The 20393-nt window shown below is 56.5% G+C and carries 19 protein-coding genes; 17 read left to right on the forward strand and 2 right to left on the reverse strand.

What is annotated here, in order from left to right; all coding sequences use genetic code 11:
- Positions 1–19 precede the first annotated feature (19 nt).
- Positions 20–1642 carry an IS1182-like element ISHmo2 family transposase gene (locus HM1_RS07315; RefSeq protein WP_012281187.1) on the reverse strand — a complete coding sequence of 541 codons (1623 nt, stop codon included), beginning with the start codon at positions 1640–1642 and terminating at the stop codon, positions 20–22.
- Positions 1643–2112: 470 nt separating this feature from the next.
- Between HM1_RS07315 and HM1_RS15200 the strand changes: the two genes are divergently transcribed.
- Entirely contained in the window at positions 2113–3918 is a 1806-nt protein-coding gene (locus tag HM1_RS15200) for an MASE3 domain-containing protein (RefSeq protein WP_049754074.1), read from the forward strand.
- A gap of 186 nt (positions 3919–4104) precedes the next feature.
- Here HM1_RS15200 and HM1_RS07325 read toward each other — a convergent pair whose 3' ends face one another.
- Positions 4105–4326, reverse strand: a complete 222-nt coding sequence (locus tag HM1_RS07325; RefSeq protein WP_041313527.1) for a hypothetical protein — start codon at positions 4324–4326, stop codon at positions 4105–4107.
- A 325-nt stretch (positions 4327–4651) separates the two neighbouring features.
- Between HM1_RS07325 and HM1_RS07330 the strand changes: the two genes are divergently transcribed.
- The 16 genes from HM1_RS07330 (at position 4652) to larC (ending at position 20368) form a co-directional block, all read left to right on the forward strand.
- Positions 4652–4960, forward strand: coding sequence for a hypothetical protein (locus tag HM1_RS07330; protein ID WP_187147759.1), 309 nt, complete (start codon positions 4652–4654; stop codon positions 4958–4960).
- A 603-nt stretch (positions 4961–5563) separates the two neighbouring features.
- Positions 5564–6085, forward strand: coding sequence for a hypothetical protein (locus HM1_RS07340; RefSeq protein WP_012282704.1), 522 nt, complete (start codon positions 5564–5566; stop codon positions 6083–6085).
- A gap of 62 nt (positions 6086–6147) precedes the next feature.
- Positions 6148–6423, forward strand: a complete 276-nt coding sequence (locus HM1_RS07345; protein ID WP_041313538.1) for a hypothetical protein — start codon at positions 6148–6150, stop codon at positions 6421–6423.
- Positions 6424–6667: 244 nt separating this feature from the next.
- Positions 6668–6985 carry a nucleoside triphosphate pyrophosphohydrolase gene (locus tag HM1_RS07350; RefSeq protein ID WP_012282706.1) on the forward strand — a complete coding sequence of 106 codons (318 nt, stop codon included), beginning with the start codon at positions 6668–6670 and terminating at the stop codon, positions 6983–6985.
- Positions 6986–7493: 508 nt separating this feature from the next.
- On the forward strand, positions 7494–8795 hold the full coding sequence (gene fliD / locus HM1_RS07355) for a flagellar filament capping protein FliD (RefSeq protein WP_012282708.1): 1302 nt from the start codon (positions 7494–7496) through the stop codon (positions 8793–8795).
- A gap of 170 nt (positions 8796–8965) precedes the next feature.
- Positions 8966–9568 carry a GDSL-type esterase/lipase family protein gene (locus tag HM1_RS07360; protein WP_012282709.1) on the forward strand — a complete coding sequence of 201 codons (603 nt, stop codon included), beginning with the start codon at positions 8966–8968 and terminating at the stop codon, positions 9566–9568.
- Between the two features lie 249 nt (positions 9569–9817).
- Positions 9818–10384: a nitroreductase family protein gene (locus HM1_RS07365; protein ID WP_012282710.1), complete on the forward strand. Its 567-nt coding sequence runs from the start codon at positions 9818–9820 to the stop codon at positions 10382–10384.
- Between the two features lie 64 nt (positions 10385–10448).
- Positions 10449–11636 (forward strand): PAS domain-containing sensor histidine kinase, encoded by a 1188-nt coding sequence (locus HM1_RS07370; protein WP_187147760.1) that lies wholly within the window; start codon positions 10449–10451, stop codon positions 11634–11636.
- Complete coding sequence (locus HM1_RS07375) at positions 11626–12132, forward strand: hypothetical protein (protein ID WP_041313545.1); 507 nt, start codon at positions 11626–11628, stop codon at positions 12130–12132. The genes HM1_RS07370 and HM1_RS07375 overlap by 11 nt, the downstream gene beginning before the upstream one ends.
- Before the next feature lie 78 nt (positions 12133–12210).
- The gene (locus HM1_RS07380; protein WP_012282714.1) at positions 12211–12462 is read left to right on the forward strand and encodes a DUF1540 domain-containing protein; all 252 of its coding nucleotides are present in this window, start codon (positions 12211–12213) and stop codon (positions 12460–12462) included.
- A gap of 452 nt (positions 12463–12914) precedes the next feature.
- The gene (gene ltrA, locus HM1_RS07385; protein WP_012281204.1) at positions 12915–14342 is read left to right on the forward strand and encodes a group II intron reverse transcriptase/maturase; all 1428 of its coding nucleotides are present in this window, start codon (positions 12915–12917) and stop codon (positions 14340–14342) included.
- A gap of 200 nt (positions 14343–14542) precedes the next feature.
- The gene (locus tag HM1_RS07390; RefSeq protein ID WP_012282715.1) at positions 14543–16138 is read left to right on the forward strand and encodes an exo-beta-N-acetylmuramidase NamZ domain-containing protein; all 1596 of its coding nucleotides are present in this window, start codon (positions 14543–14545) and stop codon (positions 16136–16138) included.
- A gap of 9 nt (positions 16139–16147) precedes the next feature.
- Positions 16148–16291 (forward strand): hypothetical protein, encoded by a 144-nt coding sequence (locus HM1_RS15775; RefSeq protein WP_187147761.1) that lies wholly within the window; start codon positions 16148–16150, stop codon positions 16289–16291.
- A gap of 90 nt (positions 16292–16381) precedes the next feature.
- Positions 16382–17656 (forward strand): nickel-dependent lactate racemase, encoded by a 1275-nt coding sequence (larA, locus tag HM1_RS07395; protein WP_012282717.1) that lies wholly within the window; start codon positions 16382–16384, stop codon positions 17654–17656.
- Positions 17657–17928: 272 nt separating this feature from the next.
- Positions 17929–18711 carry a nickel pincer cofactor biosynthesis protein LarB gene (gene larB / locus HM1_RS07400; protein ID WP_012282718.1) on the forward strand — a complete coding sequence of 261 codons (783 nt, stop codon included), beginning with the start codon at positions 17929–17931 and terminating at the stop codon, positions 18709–18711.
- Positions 18704–20368 (forward strand): nickel pincer cofactor biosynthesis protein LarC, encoded by a 1665-nt coding sequence (gene larC, locus HM1_RS14605; RefSeq protein WP_012282719.1) that lies wholly within the window; start codon positions 18704–18706, stop codon positions 20366–20368. The genes larB and larC overlap by 8 nt, the downstream gene beginning before the upstream one ends.
- The last annotated feature ends 25 nt before the right edge of the window (positions 20369–20393 follow it).

Consider the following 20393-nt stretch of genomic DNA (forward strand, 5'->3'; position numbering starts at 1 on the left):
CAGATCTCCCCCTTGCACCTTATGCGGCTTTTTTGAAAGCAACACCGCGTAAGGCACTCACCTCCAACACCATGGTTGCATTCTTATCATTTCGTAGACGGTTGAGTTTTTGAAAGTTCGCCGCTAACGCGCTGAGCCGGGCGGCATAAGCCAGATTTCGTTTTCCGATACGGCGAACCCGGCGCAGTCCGTAACGGTTGACCAGTTCATTTTGCTTGGCTTCGATGCGGCTGCGAAGACGCATCTGTTCCTTATAGATTTTCGTTTGGGAGTGCTTTGCCGCCTCGAGCATGACACCATAGGCGTTGTGAATAAAAATCGTGCGCCGATGTTTCTTTTCTTTAAAACAGGTCGTGTAACGAGGGCAGTGCTTGCAATCATGGTCCTTGGCGCGAAGCACGAAGTTCTTCCCATCTGCCACTTCCGAATAGGTGGTGATGACTTTTCCTCTCGGGCAGATCAGTTGTGTTTGGTCTTCGGAAACTTGAAATCCCTCGCCCGCGAGGATATCACATTTTGTCTTTGGTGAAAGTGGCGCCACTACGTCAATGCCTTTTTCCTTGAGGGTGACACGGTCATCGCCCGCACCATAGTGGGTATCTCCAATGATCGTCGGGTTTTCTACACAATCGGTGGGAAGCTGATCCGCTAACGGCACCAGACTGGAGCCGTCATAGTCGTTGGCTTTCATGGCCTCGGCGGCGGCGATAAATCCGGAATTTCCGACTTCGACGATGGCCATCTTATACCCGCGCCATTTCGTCTTGCCCTTACAACCGAAACGGGCTTCGCTGTCTACAGCCGAAACTATCATATCTTTGACAGAACCGCCGGGGGCTATCTCAAGAGTTCCATCATCTTTCCGAATGATTCGTTCACGGAGGATACGGCAAAGCAAAAGGGCGTAATGAATGACATCGGGCTTCTTCTTCCACGAAGCCTCCGATGACTCCACGTAGGCCAGCAGTTCGTCAGCCTCGCTGACCACTTCAACAAGCCGTTCCATTTTGGCCTTATCGTCCAGGTTATGCTCTTTCACTTCCGTCACTGTTTCCAGGTAACGTACCGCCCGAGGGGCATGGGGGATTGCATGCCATGGAACACTGTATTGCTTCGCCAAAAGACGCACCAACAGGCGCATGGCTTGGCGGATCAGTTCGATGGTCGTGGGGGCACTGATGGGAGCTATGACATGGGTCGTGTCCGTTATCCAAGGTTCTTTCCCTGTCAAAACGCCCAGGTAGTACATCAACCGGATAAAGCGATCGAGATAGACCTTATCAAGTTCCTTTTGGATGAGCCGTTGCCGGTGGACGCCAAAATTGGCGTGATCAATGCCCGGTTCATCGAGGGCCATTCCTAACGCAAACTTGACCTCGATGTTCACACGTGTCTGTGCTTCCATCCCCCGGTCTGTTTCGCCCAGCATTTCCTGTAACATGCAGGCCATCGTCATCTGCCGGGCCGCATGACTGGGACGTCCGTTGTCAAGGCAATAGAGACCTGTAAAATCCTCCGGTTGTATTAATAGGGGCGCCAATTCACGAAACAGGCGAAAGACGGAATCGGCAGGCACAAGTTGGTCCCAGAGGGCTGCAAAGTCGTAAAAGCTAACTTGGGGGTCCACATCGAATCGAAACAAGGTACATCGCCTCGCTATAAACAGTCTTTGTACCTATATCCTTCGACGCGAAGAGTCGAATTCCCTTTAAATTCCACCAATTTCCATATAAAAACGTCTTGCTTTTTGCCCTCTCTTGAGGGGGTTTTTAGACAGACTCTATTAGACACAAAGCTTGCAAAACCTTGCTTCAGCGGTGTTGAAAGCCGCGAAAAACCGACTTGTTTATGACCATGCCACTGCCCGCCGGCCAGAAAAGCGGCGCAGAAGGATGGGCAGCAGGGGGCCTGGTTCTTCCGCGTGGCTGAAAATCGGCCATATTTTTTTTACTTTACATCGATAATTCGACAAGATTTTTTTGGGCTGTACGGCATAATGAAGCTGTTGTGACGATATGAGATGGTGGGGAGAGACAGAGAGTGAGGTATGAAAGTCAAGCCTGCCGTGAGGAAACCGCGACAGGGTGGAGCGTGAAGGCGCAGGCCAGGGTTATGTCGTCGATAGGGCGCACCTTCACAGCAGTACTATCGGCAGCCCTTTTATTTTCGGTCGCTCTCTTACCGTTCTGGGAAAGGCAGTACCATGTCGCCCATGCCCTTTTTGAACTCCTCTGCGTGTTGCTCGCCTTGTCCGGCTTTATCATCACCTGGATTCTCTTCGATAAAGGAAGTCCGGAAAGCCATCTCTTCGGCTTCGGATTCTTGGCCGTCGGTCTGTTTACGATTCTCCATGTCTGTGCCTTCCTCGGAATCCTGGCGATACCGTCGGAAGCCCCTGACGTGGTATGTTGGTTTTGGTTGACGGAGCGACTCGTCGAATCGATGATCTTTCTTTTCGCTTCTCCCGTTGCGTCCTTCCGAATGAATCGGTGGGCCTGGCTCTTTCTGACGCTGCTGGGAACTTCGGCGATCTCCATTGCCTTTCTCTCCCAGCCAGGCCTGTTTCCCACGCTGTTTCTCGAAGGTCAGGGCGTGTCCACGACGGCGAAAATGGTCATAGAATATGGCATCACCGGCTTCTTTTTCGCCAGCCTCATCATGCAGTTGCGGAAAAGTTCGCTGCAACAACAGGGATATACGCCGCAGGTCATATTGGCCCTCTTGCTGGCCCTGCCGGTGGGGGCGCTCTCGAACGTCGCCTCAATGCACTCCTTCGGCAGCCTGCTCGTCCACACGCTGAAAGTCTGCTATTATTACTTTTTATTCAAAGGACTTTTTGCCCACATGATTCTGTCGCCATACCAGGAGCTGTCGGCGGCTTCCGAGCGCTTTTATAAAATATTTCATGCGAGCCCGGCGAGCATCTCCATCGTCACCATCCACGGATACCGGTACGTCGATGTCAATGACGCCTGGACGAAGTTGACGGGCTATTCGCGAGAGGAGGTCATCGGCAAGACTCAACGGGAATGCGGATGCCTCGACCGGGAAACCCACCGGGCCATCGCCAACCGGCCGGTGCGGAACATCATCGGCAAATTCACTACGAAAAGCGGCGACGTGCGGGAAGGGCTCATCACCACGGAAGTCATCGAATTGGACGGCGTGCCTTGCCTGTTATACGTCACCATCGATGTGACTGAAAAGAACGAGTTCGAGCGGGAGCTGGCCCGTCTCGATCGCCTACACCTCGTCGGGCAGGTGGCCGCAGGGATCGGCCATGAGATCCGCAATCCTCTGACAACGGTGCGCGGATTCCTGCAACTCTTTGGCGCCAAAGCGGACCTGGTCCAATATGACGAGTATTTTCGGTTGATGATCAGCGAACTGGACCGGGCCAATGATATCATCACCGAATTTCTCTCTCTGGCTAAAACCAAACCAAAGCAACTGAGGCTGCAAGACCTCAACGAGATCATCACCAGTCTGCATCCCTTATTGATGGCACAAGCCTTCAAAAAGGACAAACAACTGGTCATTGATCTCGGCCGAATACCCTTATTGGCGCTGGACGAACATGAAATCCGCCAACTCCTCTTAAACCTCGTGAACAACGCCATGGATGCGATGAAACAAAGGGGGACGGTGACGATCCGCACATACGTCGATGGCGAGCGCGTCCTGTTGGCCGTCCGCGACGAGGGAGAGGGGATCGCCGAGGAAATCCAAAGCAAGATCGGCACCCCTTTTTTCACCACGAAGGCCCACGGAACGGGATTGGGGCTGGCCACCTGCTATTCCATCGTCGAGCGCCATCGCGGGCGGATCGACTATGAAACCGGTCCGAAGGGGACCACCTTCTTTATCGCCTTTCCACTTGAAGCCGAAGCGAAGGGAGATCTGAACATCGCATCTTAGCCGGGAAGCAGGTTAGCCGGAAAAGGACAGGAAAAGGCCACCTACGCTTGTGACGCAGGTGGCCTTGTTACCTACGTTCATGATCGCATCTAAGATCGGCGGGCATGACGCTGATCGCGCCCTTCGGTTTTGGAAGAGTAGCGCCGGAAGAAGGAGACCCTGGCTCGCGACGGAGGCTTGTGGTTGTTATGGTCGTGTATCCTTGGTGAAATAATCGGTGATAAATCGCTCCACGTCGTCTAAGCTTGAGAGCAAATGATCATGCACATAGTCGCCTATCGTGACTTGGTACTCCTCCACTTCAAACAATCTGGGTTTTTTGACTTCGATAACCATGCCGTTTTTATGACTTGTCCATTTGTAGAACGCTGCAAACGGTAGTGTTTCGTGCGGCTGCAAAGAAGACACTGGACGTCACCTCCAGGCAGGTATGATTAGACCGGGCGGGACAATATTAAACCGGAAGCCCCTCCAGCAGTACTTTCTTCAATGATATTATATAAAGACATACATTAAAAGAATTTTCTGTAAATTTTCTCTTAGATAACCATCCGAAATCTCCACCTTTTCAAAGAAGTCGGCACCGTCAAGGGACAGAGAGGCGGGCGCGGACCTATTTGACATTATTTAACAATGAAATCTTTTGAAAAAACCCATGCAAAAAAACATGTTTTCAATAAAGGATCTGAGTCGTTGCGTTATAATAATATGTGGTATTACATTAAGGTTAAAGGTGTTGGATATGACTGGAAAGCGGAAGCAGGGGATAAAACAATATCCGATTCGTGGAGACGAGAGCAGATTAGCTCGCATTGATGCCGTCATCGATAAACTGAATGCACTGTATCGAGAGCGGACAGGTGTGCTGGACCGGACGATCACACGGAATGCTTTTTGCATCGAGGGGATCGAGCTCTACCTCTACGCACATGAATTAGCCTTAGGCATTATAAAACCGGCAGAAGGGACACGCGAAAAGGTGACCAATCCCCTTGTGGAGGAAATACGGAGGATTCACGGCATTAAAGACGACGATCAGTGACGAGCTGGTCGTCTTTTTTTGTCGAGTAGTGAAATTTGTTGTTAGGTGGATATCCACCTGCTATAATGAGATTAGCAAATGATCCTGCGTTTTACAAGGGGGGTGTGTCCATGGCTTGCAATTATCGGGAAAGATTGGGCGAGATTCAGGAGATGCTGGTGGAATATTGTTCATTTTGTTCGGAGGAACAATGCGACCCCGTCGACTGTCTGGTTGATTTTGTGGCGCGCATGCTCCACACGGCTAGGGCGCGCGGACCTCGTCATCGAGTAAAGAATGGACTTAGCCTGATGCCAAGCACAGATGTGCGTATATACGAAAGGGACCGCGCGATCCCGATGCTGTTTCATGCGATGATGCTGTGCCAGCAGTGTCTGCATGAGGATCACGATTACAATTGCGTCACCCATTTATTGTGCAGCGCCTTAGAGAGGATGGTTTTCGGCGGCTGTCTCCAGGACATGAGTCAAGGGCATTCGATGCGGTGGCCGACGCGCAACCGACGAATGCTCACCCTTCAGCTGTACGCTCTGGATCCGGACCGGGCGGAGACGTTGCGGTCAATGATAGACCAATCATATGCGGAGGGGAGGATGAAGGCGCATGGTAGGCACAACGATGGAAGGCCCGAATAAATCGAAAACCCGGGAGAAGCTCGAAATGTTACTGGATGCCCTGCAATGCGACGGCCGTGATGTCGGTCCGCAGGATGTGCTTGGGGGACTGACGATCTACTGTATGGAGAATAAACCGTACTGTGGGGAATGTTCGGAATCTGATTGTTTGGTTGGGTTCGCCCGGCAGGCGGCCGCCTACGGACTGGAAAAGGGCGATCCTCGGGCGGTGTATCCTCACCGGTTGCCAATGCAAGACCGCAAGCACTTTCGGGACCTGCCCATGGCAAAGGCCTTATTGGTGCTTGTTCTCTATACCTGTGCCCAGTGCGATGTAAAGTGTCATCGTGAAACGTGCTGCGTCAATCTGGAGGCTCATGCGCTGGAGATGGCCATATATCGGCGGGTGGCTCGGTATGCGCAGGGGGCCGTCGGACTCATCATCCGGCAGCTTGACGATATGTCGCTTGTCGATGCGATGAAGATGCTCCAGGAGCGGAGTGTCAGGTGATGTAGCTGTCGGAAAAGAACATGTCTTTTCCACAGGCGCAGAAAGGAGGTCAAGGGAACGTCATGACGTTTCAAATGCTTGCCTCTGAAGGTCGGATGATCAGCTTTATGGTTAATCATCTTGACGCTGAGCATTTCGACAGGTACGTGAGGACTTGGGTATATCAATGTGACGCGCACTTGAGGAAGATGATGCCGAAGTCATCTTTCACAAAACATTTCTATCAATTGTGGAGCAACGCAGACAAGATTGATGAGTTGATTTTCGAGCAGTTGCTCTATATTATTCAGGGAATGGCAGCGGCGGAGAGTTATTCAAATCGACAAAGTGCCGGGTAATTATACAGGGAGACCCCTCCCCCTTTTTCCTGCGATGCTCTCGATCGTGGGAAATTGGGTGGAGGGGTCTTTTGAATTTTTTGGCTCTTCGTTATTTTTTTGTAGGTTCACAATCGCTGAAATGCTAAAATGAGGCTATGAACGATACGGGTTTATTTTAATCGGCCCTCGGCATGCGATCGAACATATGTAAGGATAAGCGCCGATTCATGTTCCAGATCTTCCGAAGAAAGGAGCGCGCACGATGGCAACCGTTACCCACAACAAACTCGTCCGCGATCTCATCCCTCAGATCATCCTCCGCGCCGGCAAGTACCCGGAAATGCGCATCGCCGGCGACGGGGAGTATCGTGAACTGCTCCTTGCAAAGCTCCAGGAGGAAATGCAGGAATATATATCTAGCGGCAGTCCCGACGAGTTGGCCGATATCCTGGAGGTTCTCATCGCCTTAGCTGAGAGTGACGGGCTGTCCTGGGCGGAGATCGTAGCGTTGGCTGACCAGAAGCGGGAGGAGCGGGGGGCTTTTCGAGAAAAAATCGTCTTGATCCGGGTAGAAGACTGATCTCCCGCCCCATGAACAGTCCATCACCCGGGATGGCAAGGCTTTCGTGCGCATTACCGCCGTTTACGATGATGCAAAGCGGGTCTATCAGCACTATAAACCCAACTACCCCAACATTGGTCCTCTCAAGCGGGACCGATACAAAAAAGACACCTTTTACTTCTATCTGACGTGACGGCACGGAGTCGATTTTTTCACAGATCCGCTCCCTTTTTTTCGGAAAAAAGACGGTCATCGACACGACCGTTCCTGTCTTTGTGGCCTTTTATCGCCACTCCGACATCCCTGTTTCATCGACCGCGGCTAGAGGGACCTTCGCTCGTGCCCGCCGAAGGGCTCTCCGCCTATCGAACGATAAAAAAGTGAGAAGGGAAGTCTTGTTTTTCCTTGCCTGATATTGACAGCCGGCACAACCTGTGAGAAGATAGATTTGTGAAGGTCTATCTTCTTTTTGCCATGGCGAACGCTGTTTCTCCCAGGGGGGAAGCGACACGAAGGAGGTGTCGTCATGGTCGGTTCGATCAGTTCCATCGGGTACAGCCGGCATATCGGCGCTTACCGGACATCTCTGGTCAACTCGCTGAGTTCAACGGCAGCTGCGACGTTTACGCCCTTCGTGCCTTCTATTACGCCGGGGTCGACGTTGCTGGAGAACCGGAACCGCTACCTGTCGTCTGTCCAGAGTGCCCGGGAGCAGTTCGTCGATCTGGCGAAGCAGGCGAGGGAACTCGCCGGCGGCGAGAACGTCTTTGACCGGCGAAGTGTCGACGCGGGCGGATCCGCCGCCATCACCGGGTCGGCCGCCAAGAACGCGTCCTTTGCTACCTACAACGTGGCTGTCACCCAAGTGGCCAAAGCTCAGCAGAACAGCGGCAATGCCATCACGTCCACCGCCCTCTCCGGCGAGGCCGGATTTGCGGCGGGGACGAACCAGTTCACCATCACCGGCAACGGCGTCAACAGGATTCTTTCTGTTGATGTGAGCGTCGGCGACAGTGGGAAGACGGTCTTGAAGAAAATGGCCGACGCCATCAACAACGCCGCCGTCGGCGTCTCCGCGCAGGTGGTCGACACGACCTCGGGCGGCGTCATGAAGAGCCAGCTGACCCTGACAGCGCAAAAAACCGGCACCGACAACACCTTTGCCCTGACCGACACGTCCGGCAACCTGGTCGCGGTCAGCGGCGCCGGCAACCAGACGACGGCCGCCCAGGATGCTCAGTATAGGGTCAACGGTGTGGCTTTTACGAGCCATAGCAACGACGTCAAACTGGACGGGGGCAAGGTCAACCTTACTCTGAAGGCGGTTACCGTCGGTGATGTGGCGGTGAAGGTCGGCTATGACGCGAAGGCCATCACTGATGAGATCAACAGCTTCGTTAAGTCCTTCAACGGTACGAGCGATTTGCTTCGGAAAAAGGCCGGCCTGCTCGGTTCTTTGAGCCGCGGGATGGAGCGCTTCGTCTCTGAAAGTCGCAACGCCCTGAAAGATGTGGGCATCACCGTTACTCCCGGCAATACGTTGAAGGTCGATGCCGACAAGTTGAAGTCGACCCTGGCTGACAATCCTGGTCGCGTCGAAGAGGCGATGGCTGGCTACGGCGGCTTTGCCTACAAGGTTGGCCAGTTTGCTCAAGGCGTCTCCACCTTGCCCCTCTCTTCGTTGGCCGCCCCTTCTAGCCGCTACGGCGACGGAGGCACGTACAGCCTCTTGCGCCAACAGTTCGGCCTCTACCAGCAAAAGGCGAACATGGGACTCTACATGCCGCAGGTGTTCGGTACCGGGAGTTTTTACGACTCTTACATTTGATGTGACGAAATTGAACGATATACGACGAATCAGAAGATCTGAACTGACGCAACGGTCCGGCTTCGCGCCGGGCCTTTTTGTTGTCTGGTTGCGGAAGGGAACGTCAATGGTTGATAATAAGGATGAACAGCGAACCGACCGGCGCTGCCACAACCGGAGGTGGACATGACATGTATAAGAATCGGGAAATTTTTGCTGTCGGCGATTCCCTGACCTGGGGATACCCTTACGGACCGGATGATTCCTGGACAGCTATGGTGGAACGGGAGTTGGCCTACCCTGTCATCAACCTGGGCTTAAACGGCGCGACGACCGATGACATGCGCCGTGAACTGATCAACATCCTCCCCGATGTAGAGCCCCGGTCTGTCGTCATCATCACCGGCGGCGCCAATGACGCCTACAACCTTGTTTCGCCGGCCAAAAGCCTGCGCCACTACCAGGACATGGTTGAGCGGATCCTCATCGCCCGCTGCCTCCCTGTCATCGGGCTGACGGGGCCCATCAACGATGAGCCCTTCCAGACGCGTCTCCTGGAGTTTCGCGCCTTGATGCGCGATCATCTGGGAGAGATGCTCGCGCCGGTGACGCGGCAGTGGGGAGCGCAGTTGTCGGGGCATGGGCCGGTGATCGATTTCTTTTCCGCTCTTGTCGCTGCTGATGGTCGTTCTCTTCTTCCTGACCTTGCCTCGGGTGACTGTCACCCGAACCGGGCAGGTTACGCAAAGATGGGGGAGACCGCCGTCGCCGCGCTGCGGCAGATCGTCAAATAACCGCTCAGACGGGCGAAGTCATTCGGTGAGGGCTCCGACCATCTGGGCGCTCGTCCGTCGCCCTGTTGCTCAAGGCTGGTTTGCAGAGCCGGACCGCAGAAGATTGAGCGCAGGAGGTAAAACTTCAATAATAGAGAAATAGAGAAAAGAAGCGGTCCGGCAAGATAGTCGTCGCAGGATAGGACGAAAATAAGTCGAAAGATTGAAAGCAAATCGTGAAAGAGACGATAATGATAAGGAGAGCTTCCGATGGAATTGCGCGAGGTCATCTATGGGCGCCGATCGGTGCGCAAATATACGGCGCAGAAGGTGGAGCGCCAACAGGTCGAGGCGTTGCTGGAGGCGGCGGTGCAGGCGCCGAGCGCTATGAACAGCCAGCCGTGGGCCTTTGTCGTCATCCAGGACGAAGGGCAGCTCAAAGCCTATTCCGATCAGGCTAAAGCGATGATGCTGGCCCTCTGTGACGGTCGGCCGCTCTTTGAGAAGTACCGGTCGCTCTTTACCGATCCTGATTACAACATTTTTTACGACGCCGCCACGTTGATCGTCGTCTATGCGAAGCCGGCCGGTCCCAACCCGACCATCGACTGCGCCCTGGCGGCCCAGAACATCATGCTGGCGGCAAGGGACATGGGGCTGGGGAGTTGCTGGATCGGCTTTGCCTTGGGGCTGTTCAACGACCCGGCGGTGAAAGCCGATTTGGGCGTTCCCGAGGGCTGCCAGGCGGTGGCGCCGCTGATCGTCGGCTATCCCCAGGGCGAGTTTCGGCTCATGCGCAAGAAAGCACCAGAGGTGATAGCCTGGCTGGAAGGCTGATCATTCACAGAGGCGGGTGTAGAGGCCTAGCCGGTTGATGGACGATTATAAGGAGGTGGGGCTTGTGGAATCATCATCCGCCTTTTCCATTGAATTCAGCGTCAACATGCTGGCGGAGCGGCTGAGCCGTCGCGAGGTGGAGGCGCAGGCAAACCTGATCGAAAAACTGGAAGGCGTGCAGGTTGCCTTTAACGCCCTGCCTCATGTCATCATGGTGCTCAACCGGCAGCGCCAGATCATCTTCACCAATTCGGCGCTCCTTGCTCTGCTGGGCGATGTGGATATGGAAATGGTGCTGGGGGTGCGCCCTGGCGAGGTGTTGCGTTGCATCCACGCTCAGAATGAGACGGGCGGTTGCGGCACTACCGAATCCTGCCGCACCTGCGGCGCTTTTTTTGCCCTGATGAACGGCCTGGAAGGGAAACTCGATTGCCGGGATTGCCGGATATCTGTCCGCGCCGGTGATTCTGTTCGTGCCCTTGATGTGCGCGTCCTGGCTAGCCCCTTCGAGGTGGAGGGCCAGAAATTTTTGATCGTGACGATGACGGACATCAGCCATGAAAAGCGGCGCAAGATGTTGGAGCGGATCTTTTTTCATGATGTGATGAACACGGCCAGCGGTCTGCAGGGGCTCCTGGAGTTGGGCCGTGACGTGGAGGATCTGGAAGAGGCCAAGCACCTCTTCGTTGCGCTTGAATCGGTGGCGAGCGGTCTTGTCGATGAGATCGCCGAGCAGCGCGACTTGATCGCCGCAGAAAATGATGAGCTCAAGGTGAATCCCGCTTATATCCGCTCGCGGGAACTGTTGGACGGGCTGGTGCGCCAGTTTGCCGCCAATGACCAGTATGGGCGTTGGTCCGTCCGTCTCGACGGGCGCTCGGAGAATGTTACTTTTCTCAGTTCACCGGTGCTGCTGCGCCGGGTCTTGAAAAACATGCTGAAAAACGCCGTCGAGGCCTCGCCGCCTGGCGCTGTCATCACAGCCGGCTGCCGCAAGACGGGCGACTGGGTAGAATTCTGGGTGAATAACCCTGTGCCCATGTCGCGGGAGGTGCAACTCCAGGTCTTCAATCGCTCCTTTTCAACGAAAGGGGAGGGCCGGGGGTTCGGCACCTACAGCATGAAACTGCTGACAGAGCGTTACCTGAACGGGCGGATCTATTTTACGGTGTCGGCCGAGACGGGAACGACCTTCGTCGCCGCCTACCCCCTCGATAACAAAGAATGGAAGAACGAAGAATTTGCCGGGTAAAACAGTGGAAGCGGTTGAGGTGTTGCCGATGCATGTGGCCCTGCAATACTCCAAACCGGATCTGTGGCCTCTGGAGCCGGGACCGCTGGGGTGGAAGCTGCTTCGCCAGGGGCTGATGACCTTGGAACCGAGGACCTCCAGGGCGCCCTCGGAGGAGCGCCGCCACAGCAGTTGGGTCTATGTAGAGATCCCGGAAACAGCGCCAGCCGTCTACTGGCTGGTGCGGGAGTTGCTGCCCGGACCGATCAGCGGTCACGTCTGGCTGCACATCCGGGCGCCGCAGCGCTTCTGGGAGATCTATGAGGAATACGCCTCCGGCTTGGCTGAAGGCGGACCGGGACAGGTGGAATGCATCGTTGAAGCGGTTGCCCCGCCGGAAAACGCGACGGTCCATCGCTTGGAAGACCTCCTGCCGGAGCATTTTCACTCAGGACCGGTCTGGCGCTTCGTCCAGTTCTTGCTGGAACGCTGGGGTCGCCCCCTGTCCGCCGATTAGCCGAAGAATCTGCTGATGAGCGCATAGCCTTTTTTTGCGTGGGGAAACTGATAAAAACGCAAAAGGGGGATTTCAGAGATGCCGCAACAGCACATCCATTGCATTGTCAGCAACTGCCATTACTATGCTGCTGGGAACAAGTGTGTCGCCAACGAGATTCTCGTCGCCAGCGATAAGTTCGGCGCCAACCAGCCTGACAATGTGGACGCCTCCATGTCGGCCCAACTGACCGCCGTCTCTGTCAACGACTGCATGTCCACTTGCTGCAAGTCCTTCGTGCCGAAGGACTCCGGCAAGGTGGGCGTCGACGGGATCAAGAAAATGCAGTAAAGGATACTTTGGTTAGAGGACGATTTCGAATGAGCCGCCGGCTGATTGCCGACGGCTTATTTTTCGGTGCGCCCGGCATGGGCGTTGTCTCTAGGGTGGAAGTCCCGAACGCCGAAGGTGGCAGTAGGCGTTAGCTTAAGGCAAGGGTGTCCGCCGCGAGGCGGAATCTGAAGGAAGCCAGCGGCAAACCTCCGGCCCGAGGACCACGAACCCCAGGTGAGGCTAGCGGCAGTTGGATGAGCTTGCCGAACAAAGCGAAGTCCTTGTCACCGAAGGCTGCCGAGAGTAAATGGGGCGGGTAGATGGAGGGAAAGGCAACGTTCTTACCCGGGGAGGCCTGCCGGGGGACCAAGTAACTTGGGAAACCACGCCGAAAGGCGTGGCTGAACCGGCAGGAGTCAGCAGAGGTCATAGTAGGCTGGCCCGACGTCCGGCCAGATGAAGGACCGAACATGATGGAAGGGGAAGCGACGATGCGTTCGCGTGACGCGCAGAGACAGCCGAATATCCCGAAAGGGAACTGCCAACGGGAGGAAGCGGTGAATCCGCAGGGGACCGGTGGAGTGCCGAGCGCGTTACCGGCACAAGAAGCGAAGCAACCCCGCGAAGAGACGTATGATCTGATGGAGAAAGTCGTCGAACGAGGGAACATGACGGAAGCGTATAAGCGAGTCATGGCCAACAAAGGCGCGGCCGGAATCGACGGTATGGGGCTAGAATCCCTGCGCCCGTACCTAAAAGAGGAATGGTCGCGCATTAAACAGGAATTGTTGGAGGGGACCTATCGACCGCAACCGGTCCGGCGGGTTGAAATTCCCAAACCCCAAGGCGGAACACGGAAGCTGGGCATTCCCACTGTCGTCGATCGACTGATCCAACAGGCCCTGAACCAGATCCTGATGCCGATCTTCGACCCTGACTTTTCCACGAACAGCTACGGATTTCGTCCGGGAAAGAGTGCGCACCAAGCGGTGAAGAAAGCGAAGGAATACATCGCCGACGGCTACCGATGGGTGGTTGACATGGACCTGGCCCAGTTCTTTGATCGCGTCAATCACGACATTCTCATGGCGCGCGTAGCGCGCAAGGTGAAGGACAAACGAATCTTGAAGTTGATCCGAGAATACCTCAAGGCCGGGGTCATGCTCAACGGGATTCGTGTGAAGAGCGAGGAAGGAACACCCCAGGGAGGTCCACTCAGCCCTTTGCTGGCGAACATCATCCTGGATGATTTGGATAAGGCACTGGAAAGCCGGGGACATCGCTTCTGCCGGTACGCCGACGACTGTAACGTCTACGTCCGCAGTCGACGGGCAGGGCAACGAGTGATGGAGGGTATGGCAAAGTTTCTGGAGGGGCGGTTAAAACTGCAGGTCAACTGGGAGAAAAGCGCAGTCGACCGACCCTGGAACCGAAAGTTTCTGGGGTTTTCATTTACGTGGCATAAGGCAGCAAAGATTCGGCTCGCCCCCCAAACGGTGAAACGGGTGAAAGAGAAGATCCGCCAGTTCACTGGGCGGAACCGAAGCATTGCGATGGAGGACCGACTGGTCACCCTCAACCAATACCTGAAAGGCTGGATGGGCTACTTTCGACTCATTGACACGCCAAGCGTACTTAAAGAGTTGGATGAGTGGCTTCGCCGACGACTGCGGATGTGCCTGCTCAAGCAATGGAAGCGCCCGAAGACACGAAGACGAAACTTAGTGGCGTTGGGGATCCCGGAGGAATGGGCATGCAACATCAGCGGCTCACGAAAAGGATATTGGCGTCTGTCCTTGACCCCGCAAATGAATAAAGCCCTTGGCCTCGCCTACTGGCGGGAACAGGGCTTAGTCAGTTTAGTCGAAACATACCAATCTCATCGTCAACCAGCATGAACCGCCGTATACCGAACGGTACGTACGGTGGTGTGAGAGGACGGGGGTTAATCACCCCCTCCTACTCGATTCTTTACTTAAAAAAAGGAGATCCCTGGAGGAGCGTCGAAGAAATAAAACTCAATAGATGCTACGGGTGGTGATATGTAAGGCAAACCACTTTTGTCGCGAAATAAACACTGTTGAAGAGAGGGGATGCAATGCAAAAACGGTGGTTGTTTTTCTGGGCCATTTTGCTCAGCCTCAGCGCTATCCTGATTTCCCCCTTGCCGCCCTTCCCGGTTCTGCCGCCGGCTGAGGCCGCAACGGTCACCTTAGGCAATGAACGCCTGATGAGTACATACCATAGCCTCATCGCCGGCAAGCGCGTCGGCCTCGTCACCAACCAGACAGGTGTCAACAGCCGCGGTGAGCGCACTGTCGATATGCTGGCTCGGGATCAGTCAACGAAGCTCGTGGCCCTTTTCGGTCCCGAACACGGCGTCGACGGGACGGCCAAGGCGGGTGAGTACGTGGCCTCTTACCAGCATCCCACCTTGAACATCCCCGTCTACAGCCTCTACGGGCCGACGCGGATGCCCACCGAAGAGATGCTCCGCAATCTCGATGTGCTGCTCTTCGATATCCAGGACATCGGCGCACGCTCCTATACATACATGTCGACATTGAACTACTGCATGGTGGCCGCCCAGAAGTACAATAAACCGATCGTCGTTCTCGACCGGCCCAACCCTTTGGGCGGCGTCATCGCCGACGGTCCGGTGCTGGAGGATCCCTATAAAACTTTTGTCGGCGTAGATACTTTGCCTATGTCTCACGGCATGACTGCCGGTGAACTGGCCCTCTATTTCAATCGCAACATCGGCGCCAAGCTCACCGTCGTGCCGATGGCCGGCTGGCATCGCAACATGGTCTTCCAGGATACGGGGCTGCCTTGGGTAAACACGTCGCCTGCCATCGTCGATCTCGATGCTGCCTTTGGCTATATGGCCACCGGTCTCGGCGAAGGCACCGGCGTCTTCCAATCGAACTTCAAGTGGATCGGCGCCAAGGGCATCGACGCCGACAGGTATGCCGAACTGCTCAACGGAGCCGGCCTCCCCGGTGTCACCTTTGTTCCCGACCGGCGCGGCTCAGCCGGCGGGGTGCGGCTCCAGATCACCGATTACCATGCCTTCAATCCGGCCAAGACAGGCATCTACGCCTTGGCTTACGCTCATTCCCTCAACCGTTTCCCTGTGCCCAAAAGCGGTGACAAGGTGGTCATGTTCGACAAGATCATGGGCACCGACAAGGTGGGCATCTGGCTGGAGGCCGGCCTGTCGCCCCAGGAGATGGAGGAGAACTACCGTCCCGCTCTAGAGGCCTTTCGAGAAGAACGAAAGCGTTACCTGATCTATGGCGACCGGCTTGATTCGCCGCCGGGATTGATCGAACCGATCCGGGTGGTCGTCGACGGGCGTGAGGTTCCCTTTGATTCTGCTCCCTATCTGGACCGCAACGACCGGGTGATGGTCCCCTTGCGGGCCATCGCGGAGGCGCTCGGCGCTTCGGTCACCTGGAGCGGCGCCACCGGGACGATCACCGTCGAGAAGGCAGGGAAGAGGAGCATCTTTGTGGTCGGCAGCCCTTCTGCCGTGATCCAGGGGGCGCAAAAGCGTCTGGACGCCGCCCCTGTCATCTTGGGGGCTCGGACGATGATCCCTGCCCGTTATGTGACCGAGGCCGTCGGCGGCGCCGTCGAGTGGGACGGTGTGAGGCGAACGGTGATCGTGATGTCAAAAACAGAGAGGTGAACTCCCCTGTTGCAGGAACGCGCAAGCGGGGTGCCGCTGCACCCCACCTCGTTGCCCGGTCCCCACGGTGTCGGCGATCTTGGCGCCGATGCCTACCGGTTTGCCGACTTTTTATCCGGGCATGCAGATCAAGCCCCTTTCCTTCAGCGGTGACGATGGTTTCAACGGGCTCTTTTACGTCCTTCCGAAAGACCACTTTTTTCGTTATAATGATTTTGTCACCACTATCACGAAAAGGGGTCGATGTTTTTGATTAAGTTGCCCTATCATAAGACCCACCTGGAGCTTCCCCTGGAGCCGGGCCCTAAGGTGCGCCTGCTGACCCCGGAGAACCACGGATACACCCCGGGTGGAACTCAAGAAGAGATCGTCCGCCGTGCCCTGGCCAACCCCATCGCTTCACCGCCCCTGTCGGAACTCGTCAAGGGGAAGCGGAATATCGTCATCATCTCGAGCGATCATACCCGCCCTGTGCCGAGTCATATCAATATCCCGCTCATGCTCGAAGAGATCAAAAAGGGCAACCCTGACGCCGATGTGACCATCCTGGTCGCCACCGGCATGCACCGCCCGACGACCGACGAGGAACTGTTGGCCAAGTTCGGTCAGAAGGTCGTCGACGAGGTCAAGATCGTCAATCACCTCTCGGAAAAAGATGAGGACATGGCCTTTTTGGGCATCCTGCCTTCCGGCGGCGAACTGTGGGTGAACAAGCTGGCTGTCGAGGCCGATCTGCTCCTGGCCGACGGCTTCATCGAGCCCCACTTCTTCGCCGGCTTCTCCGGCGGCCGCAAGAGCGTCCTGCCCGGTGTCGCCTCCCGCAAGACGGTCATGTACAACCACAACTCCACCTTTATCTCCAGCCCCTATGCCCGCACGGGCAACCTGGAGAACAACCCGATTCACCGCGATATGCTCTTCGCCGCCGAAAAGGCCAAGCTGGCCTTTATCCTCAACGTGGTGATCAACGCCCAAAAAGAGATCATCTATGCTGTGGCCGGAGACACCGTCGAGGCCCACCTCAAGGGCTGCGCTTTTGTCCGTGAGCTGGTGGCCGTCAAGCCGATCCCCGGCGATATCGTCATCTCCACGAACGGCGGCTATCCCCTCGACCAGAACCTGTATCAAGCTGTCAAAGGCATGACAGCGGCAGAGGCGACGGCCAAGCCGGGCGCTGTCATCATCATGGTCGCCGGCTGCTCCGATGGGCTTGGCGGCGAGGACTTCTATCACCAGTTGGCCGATTTCCCCTCTCCTCAGGCTGCCATGGACACTTTCCTGGCGACAGCCAAAGAAGACACGCCGGCTGATCAGTGGGAATCGCAGATCCTCTGCCGCATGCTGATCAAGCATAAGGTGATCATGGTCAGCGACCCCAAATTGGCAGGCCTTTTCCGTGACATGCACCTCGACTACGCGAAAACGCTTGAGGAGGCGCTGGCTATGGCCAAAGCCGTCAAGGGCGATGATGCAGAGATCACCGTCATCCCCGACGGCGTCGGCGTCATCGTCGGATAGGACGGGCAGGCTGCCGAAAGGCTGGCTGGTCAGTTAGAAAAAAAGCTTTGGAACAAGCGCTTGAGATGAAAATGCTTCAGACAATAACGTCCAATAACGTTGCGCCCTCTCTGCAAAGGGAGGGCGCTTCGCTTCAGAAGCTTCTTTGTTTATGCGTAAGCGGACAAAGGTAAAGCGTAAGTGGACAAATCGCCGAATAATTACCAGCAGGCTACATACTGCTACACTTGTGGTATGATAAGGATTGAACTTGTCGGGAGGAGTCGGTTTTCATGGATCATTCGAGGCTGACCCATCTGTTGCGGGCGGTTCAGGACGGGCAGATGCCTGTGGAAGAGGCTGTCGATCGGCTGAAAGGTTGGCCCTATGAGGATATCGGTTTTGCCAAAGTCGATCACTACCGGGCTATCCACCAGGGTTTTCCTGAAGTCATCTTCGGCCTCGGCAAACGGCCGGAACAGACGGCGGTCATCTTCGAGCGGTTGGCCCGGACGGGGCTGCCGGTGCTGGCGACGCGCTGCACGGCGGAAGCCTTTGCTGCCGTCCAGGCCAAGGTTCCTGAAGCGGTCTTTCACGAACTGGCTCAGGTCATCACCCTGCGGGTGCCGGAAGAAAACGAGCGGCCCATCGGGACCATCGCTGTCGTTACGGCGGGCACGGCTGACCTGCCGGTGGCCGAGGAGGCTGCTGTCAGCGCTCTCGCCATGGGATGCCGGGTGAAGCGGATCTTTGACGTCGGTGTGGCCGGGTTGCACCGGCTGTTATCAAAACGGAATGAACTGAAGGAGGCGCAGGTGATCGTCGTCATCGCCGGCATGGAAGGCGCCCTGGCCTCTGTCGTGGCCGGCATGGTGGACATCCCCGTTGTGGCCGTGCCGACGAGCATCGGCTATGGCGCCAATTTCGGCGGTCTCTCGGCGTTGCTGGGCATGCTGAACTCTTGCGCCCTCGGCGTCGGTGTCGTCAATATCGACAATGGATTCGGCGCGGCGGCCTTGGCGGCGACGATCGTCCGCAGCGGAAGCCGTGAAGCAGGGAGGTTCCACGATGTGTAATAGCGATGAGCATGACCACGTTCACGATCACAGCCATCGCCAGAGCCACGATCACGGCCATTGCCACAGCCACGGCCATGAACATGCCTATAAAAAATCGCATGCAACGGGACGGGGACAGGGGCGAACGGCCGGCCATGGTCATGGGGAAAGCTGTAAATATGCCCAGGGCTGTCGGAATGATGCGTCTACGAATGGTCATAACATCCTCGTCGTCGATCCCGTCTCCGGCGCGGCTGGTGACATGTGGCTGGGCGCCCTGGTCGACCTGGGTGTTCCCTGGGAAGAACTGACGGAAGCCTTGCGAGGGCTCGGCGTCGACGGTTACGAACTGCGCTGTGACTCTGTTATATCCAAGGGGATCCGGGCCACGAAGGTGGAGGTCCTTCTCGATGACCGGCCCCAGCCCCATCGCCACCTCCATCATGTGGCGCAGATCATCGAAAATTCCGCCATGGCGGCCTCTGTGAAGGAGATGGCCATCCGGGTTTTTACGCGTCTGGCTGAATCGGAAGCCAAGGTGCACGGCTGTCCCGTCGAAAAGGTTCACTTTCATGAAGTGGGCGCTGTCGACGCCATCGTTGACATTGTCGGGACCTGCTGGGCGCTGGCATACCTGAAGGTGGAGGAGATCCTCGTCCTGCCCCTGCCGCTCGGATCGGGCACGGTCCGCTGCGCCCACGGGGTGATGCCCGTCCCTGCGCCGGCTACGGCCGACCTCGTCCGTGATTTCCCCGTCTACCTCGGCGGCGGGGAAGGTGAACTGGTCACGCCGACCGGCGCTGCCCTCTGCACAACCTTGGGGCGTCCCCATGACAGCCATTCGCAAGGGATGCCTTTGCGGATCGAACGGATCGGCCACGGGGCAGGCACCCGGCCGGCGAAGGACCGGCCCAATGTGTTGCGGTTGCTGCTCGGCCGGCGCGAAGAAGCGGGGAAAAGCTGGCTCGTCTGCATCGGCGGAACGGCTCATGCCCACGGACATAGCGACAGGCATGGACAGGGACATGGCAGCCATGGGGGTCATGTCGGTCACGGCGACCAGGGCGGTTACGGTGAGGGACGCGGTCAGGTGCTTGGGCAAGGTGCTCAAGGTCATGATGGCGTACATCATTCCCTTGTCGGACAGGCAGGAATTTGCCTGGGGGAGATGCAACGGGGCGGGAGTGAAAATAGCGCCGGCGCTATGCCGGCGCTCCTGTGGGAGGATGTACAGGTCATCGAGACGACCGTTGATGATATGAATCCTCAGTGGCTCTCGCCCCTGACAGCTCGGCTTTTTGATGCCGGCGCGCTGGATGTGCAAGCGGTTTCGGTGATGATGAAGAAAGGCCGTCTTGGCTGCCACCTGACGGTGCTTTGTCCACCGGAGCGCGGGGCGGTCGTGCTGGAGCAGCTCTTTGCCGAGTCGACGACGCTCGGTGTTCGCTCCCGCCTGGAGCGGCGGGCCTGCTTGGATCGGGACTGGGTGACGGTGACCACCGATGGCGGTCCGGTTCGACTGAAGCGAGGCATCTTAGGGGGGCGCGTCGTCAACATCCATCCCGAATTTGATGACTGTCAGGCGGCGGCGCGCCGGGGGAATCTGCCTGTCAAAGAGATTCACCGGCAGGCGTTGGCGGCTTACGAAGAGGAAAGGTCTAGAAAAGCCGAATAAGCCTAAAAATAATTGCAGGCTCCTT

Origin of the sequence: Heliomicrobium modesticaldum Ice1, from assembly GCF_000019165.1 — a bacterium.
GTDB classification, from domain to species: domain Bacteria; phylum Bacillota; class Desulfitobacteriia; order Heliobacteriales; family Heliobacteriaceae; genus Heliomicrobium; species Heliomicrobium modesticaldum.

Bases quoted from the DNA above. Each gene is read 5' to 3' on its own strand.
- HM1_RS15200 (WP_049754074.1), top strand. From the start codon at position 2,113: ATGTCGTCGATAGGGCGCACCTTCACAGCAGTACTATCGGCAGCCCTT.
- HM1_RS07340 (WP_012282704.1), top strand. From the start codon at position 5,564: ATGGTAGGCACAACGATGGAAGGCCCGAATAAATCGAAAACCCGGGAG.
- HM1_RS07345 (WP_041313538.1), top strand. From the start codon at position 6,148: ATGACGTTTCAAATGCTTGCCTCTGAAGGTCGGATGATCAGCTTTATG.
- HM1_RS07350 (WP_012282706.1), top strand. From the start codon at position 6,668: ATGGCAACCGTTACCCACAACAAACTCGTCCGCGATCTCATCCCTCAG.
- fliD (WP_012282708.1), top strand. From the start codon at position 7,494: ATGGTCGGTTCGATCAGTTCCATCGGGTACAGCCGGCATATCGGCGCT.
- HM1_RS07360 (WP_012282709.1), top strand. From the start codon at position 8,966: ATGTATAAGAATCGGGAAATTTTTGCTGTCGGCGATTCCCTGACCTGG.
- HM1_RS07365 (WP_012282710.1), top strand. From the start codon at position 9,818: ATGGAATTGCGCGAGGTCATCTATGGGCGCCGATCGGTGCGCAAATAT.
- HM1_RS07380 (WP_012282714.1), top strand. From the start codon at position 12,211: ATGCCGCAACAGCACATCCATTGCATTGTCAGCAACTGCCATTACTAT.
- ltrA (WP_012281204.1), top strand. From the start codon at position 12,915: ATGATGGAAGGGGAAGCGACGATGCGTTCGCGTGACGCGCAGAGACAG.
- HM1_RS07390 (WP_012282715.1), top strand. From the start codon at position 14,543: ATGCAAAAACGGTGGTTGTTTTTCTGGGCCATTTTGCTCAGCCTCAGC.
- larA (WP_012282717.1), top strand. From the start codon at position 16,382: ATGTTTTTGATTAAGTTGCCCTATCATAAGACCCACCTGGAGCTTCCC.
- larB (WP_012282718.1), top strand. From the start codon at position 17,929: ATGGATCATTCGAGGCTGACCCATCTGTTGCGGGCGGTTCAGGACGGG.
- larC (WP_012282719.1), top strand. From the start codon at position 18,704: ATGTGTAATAGCGATGAGCATGACCACGTTCACGATCACAGCCATCGC.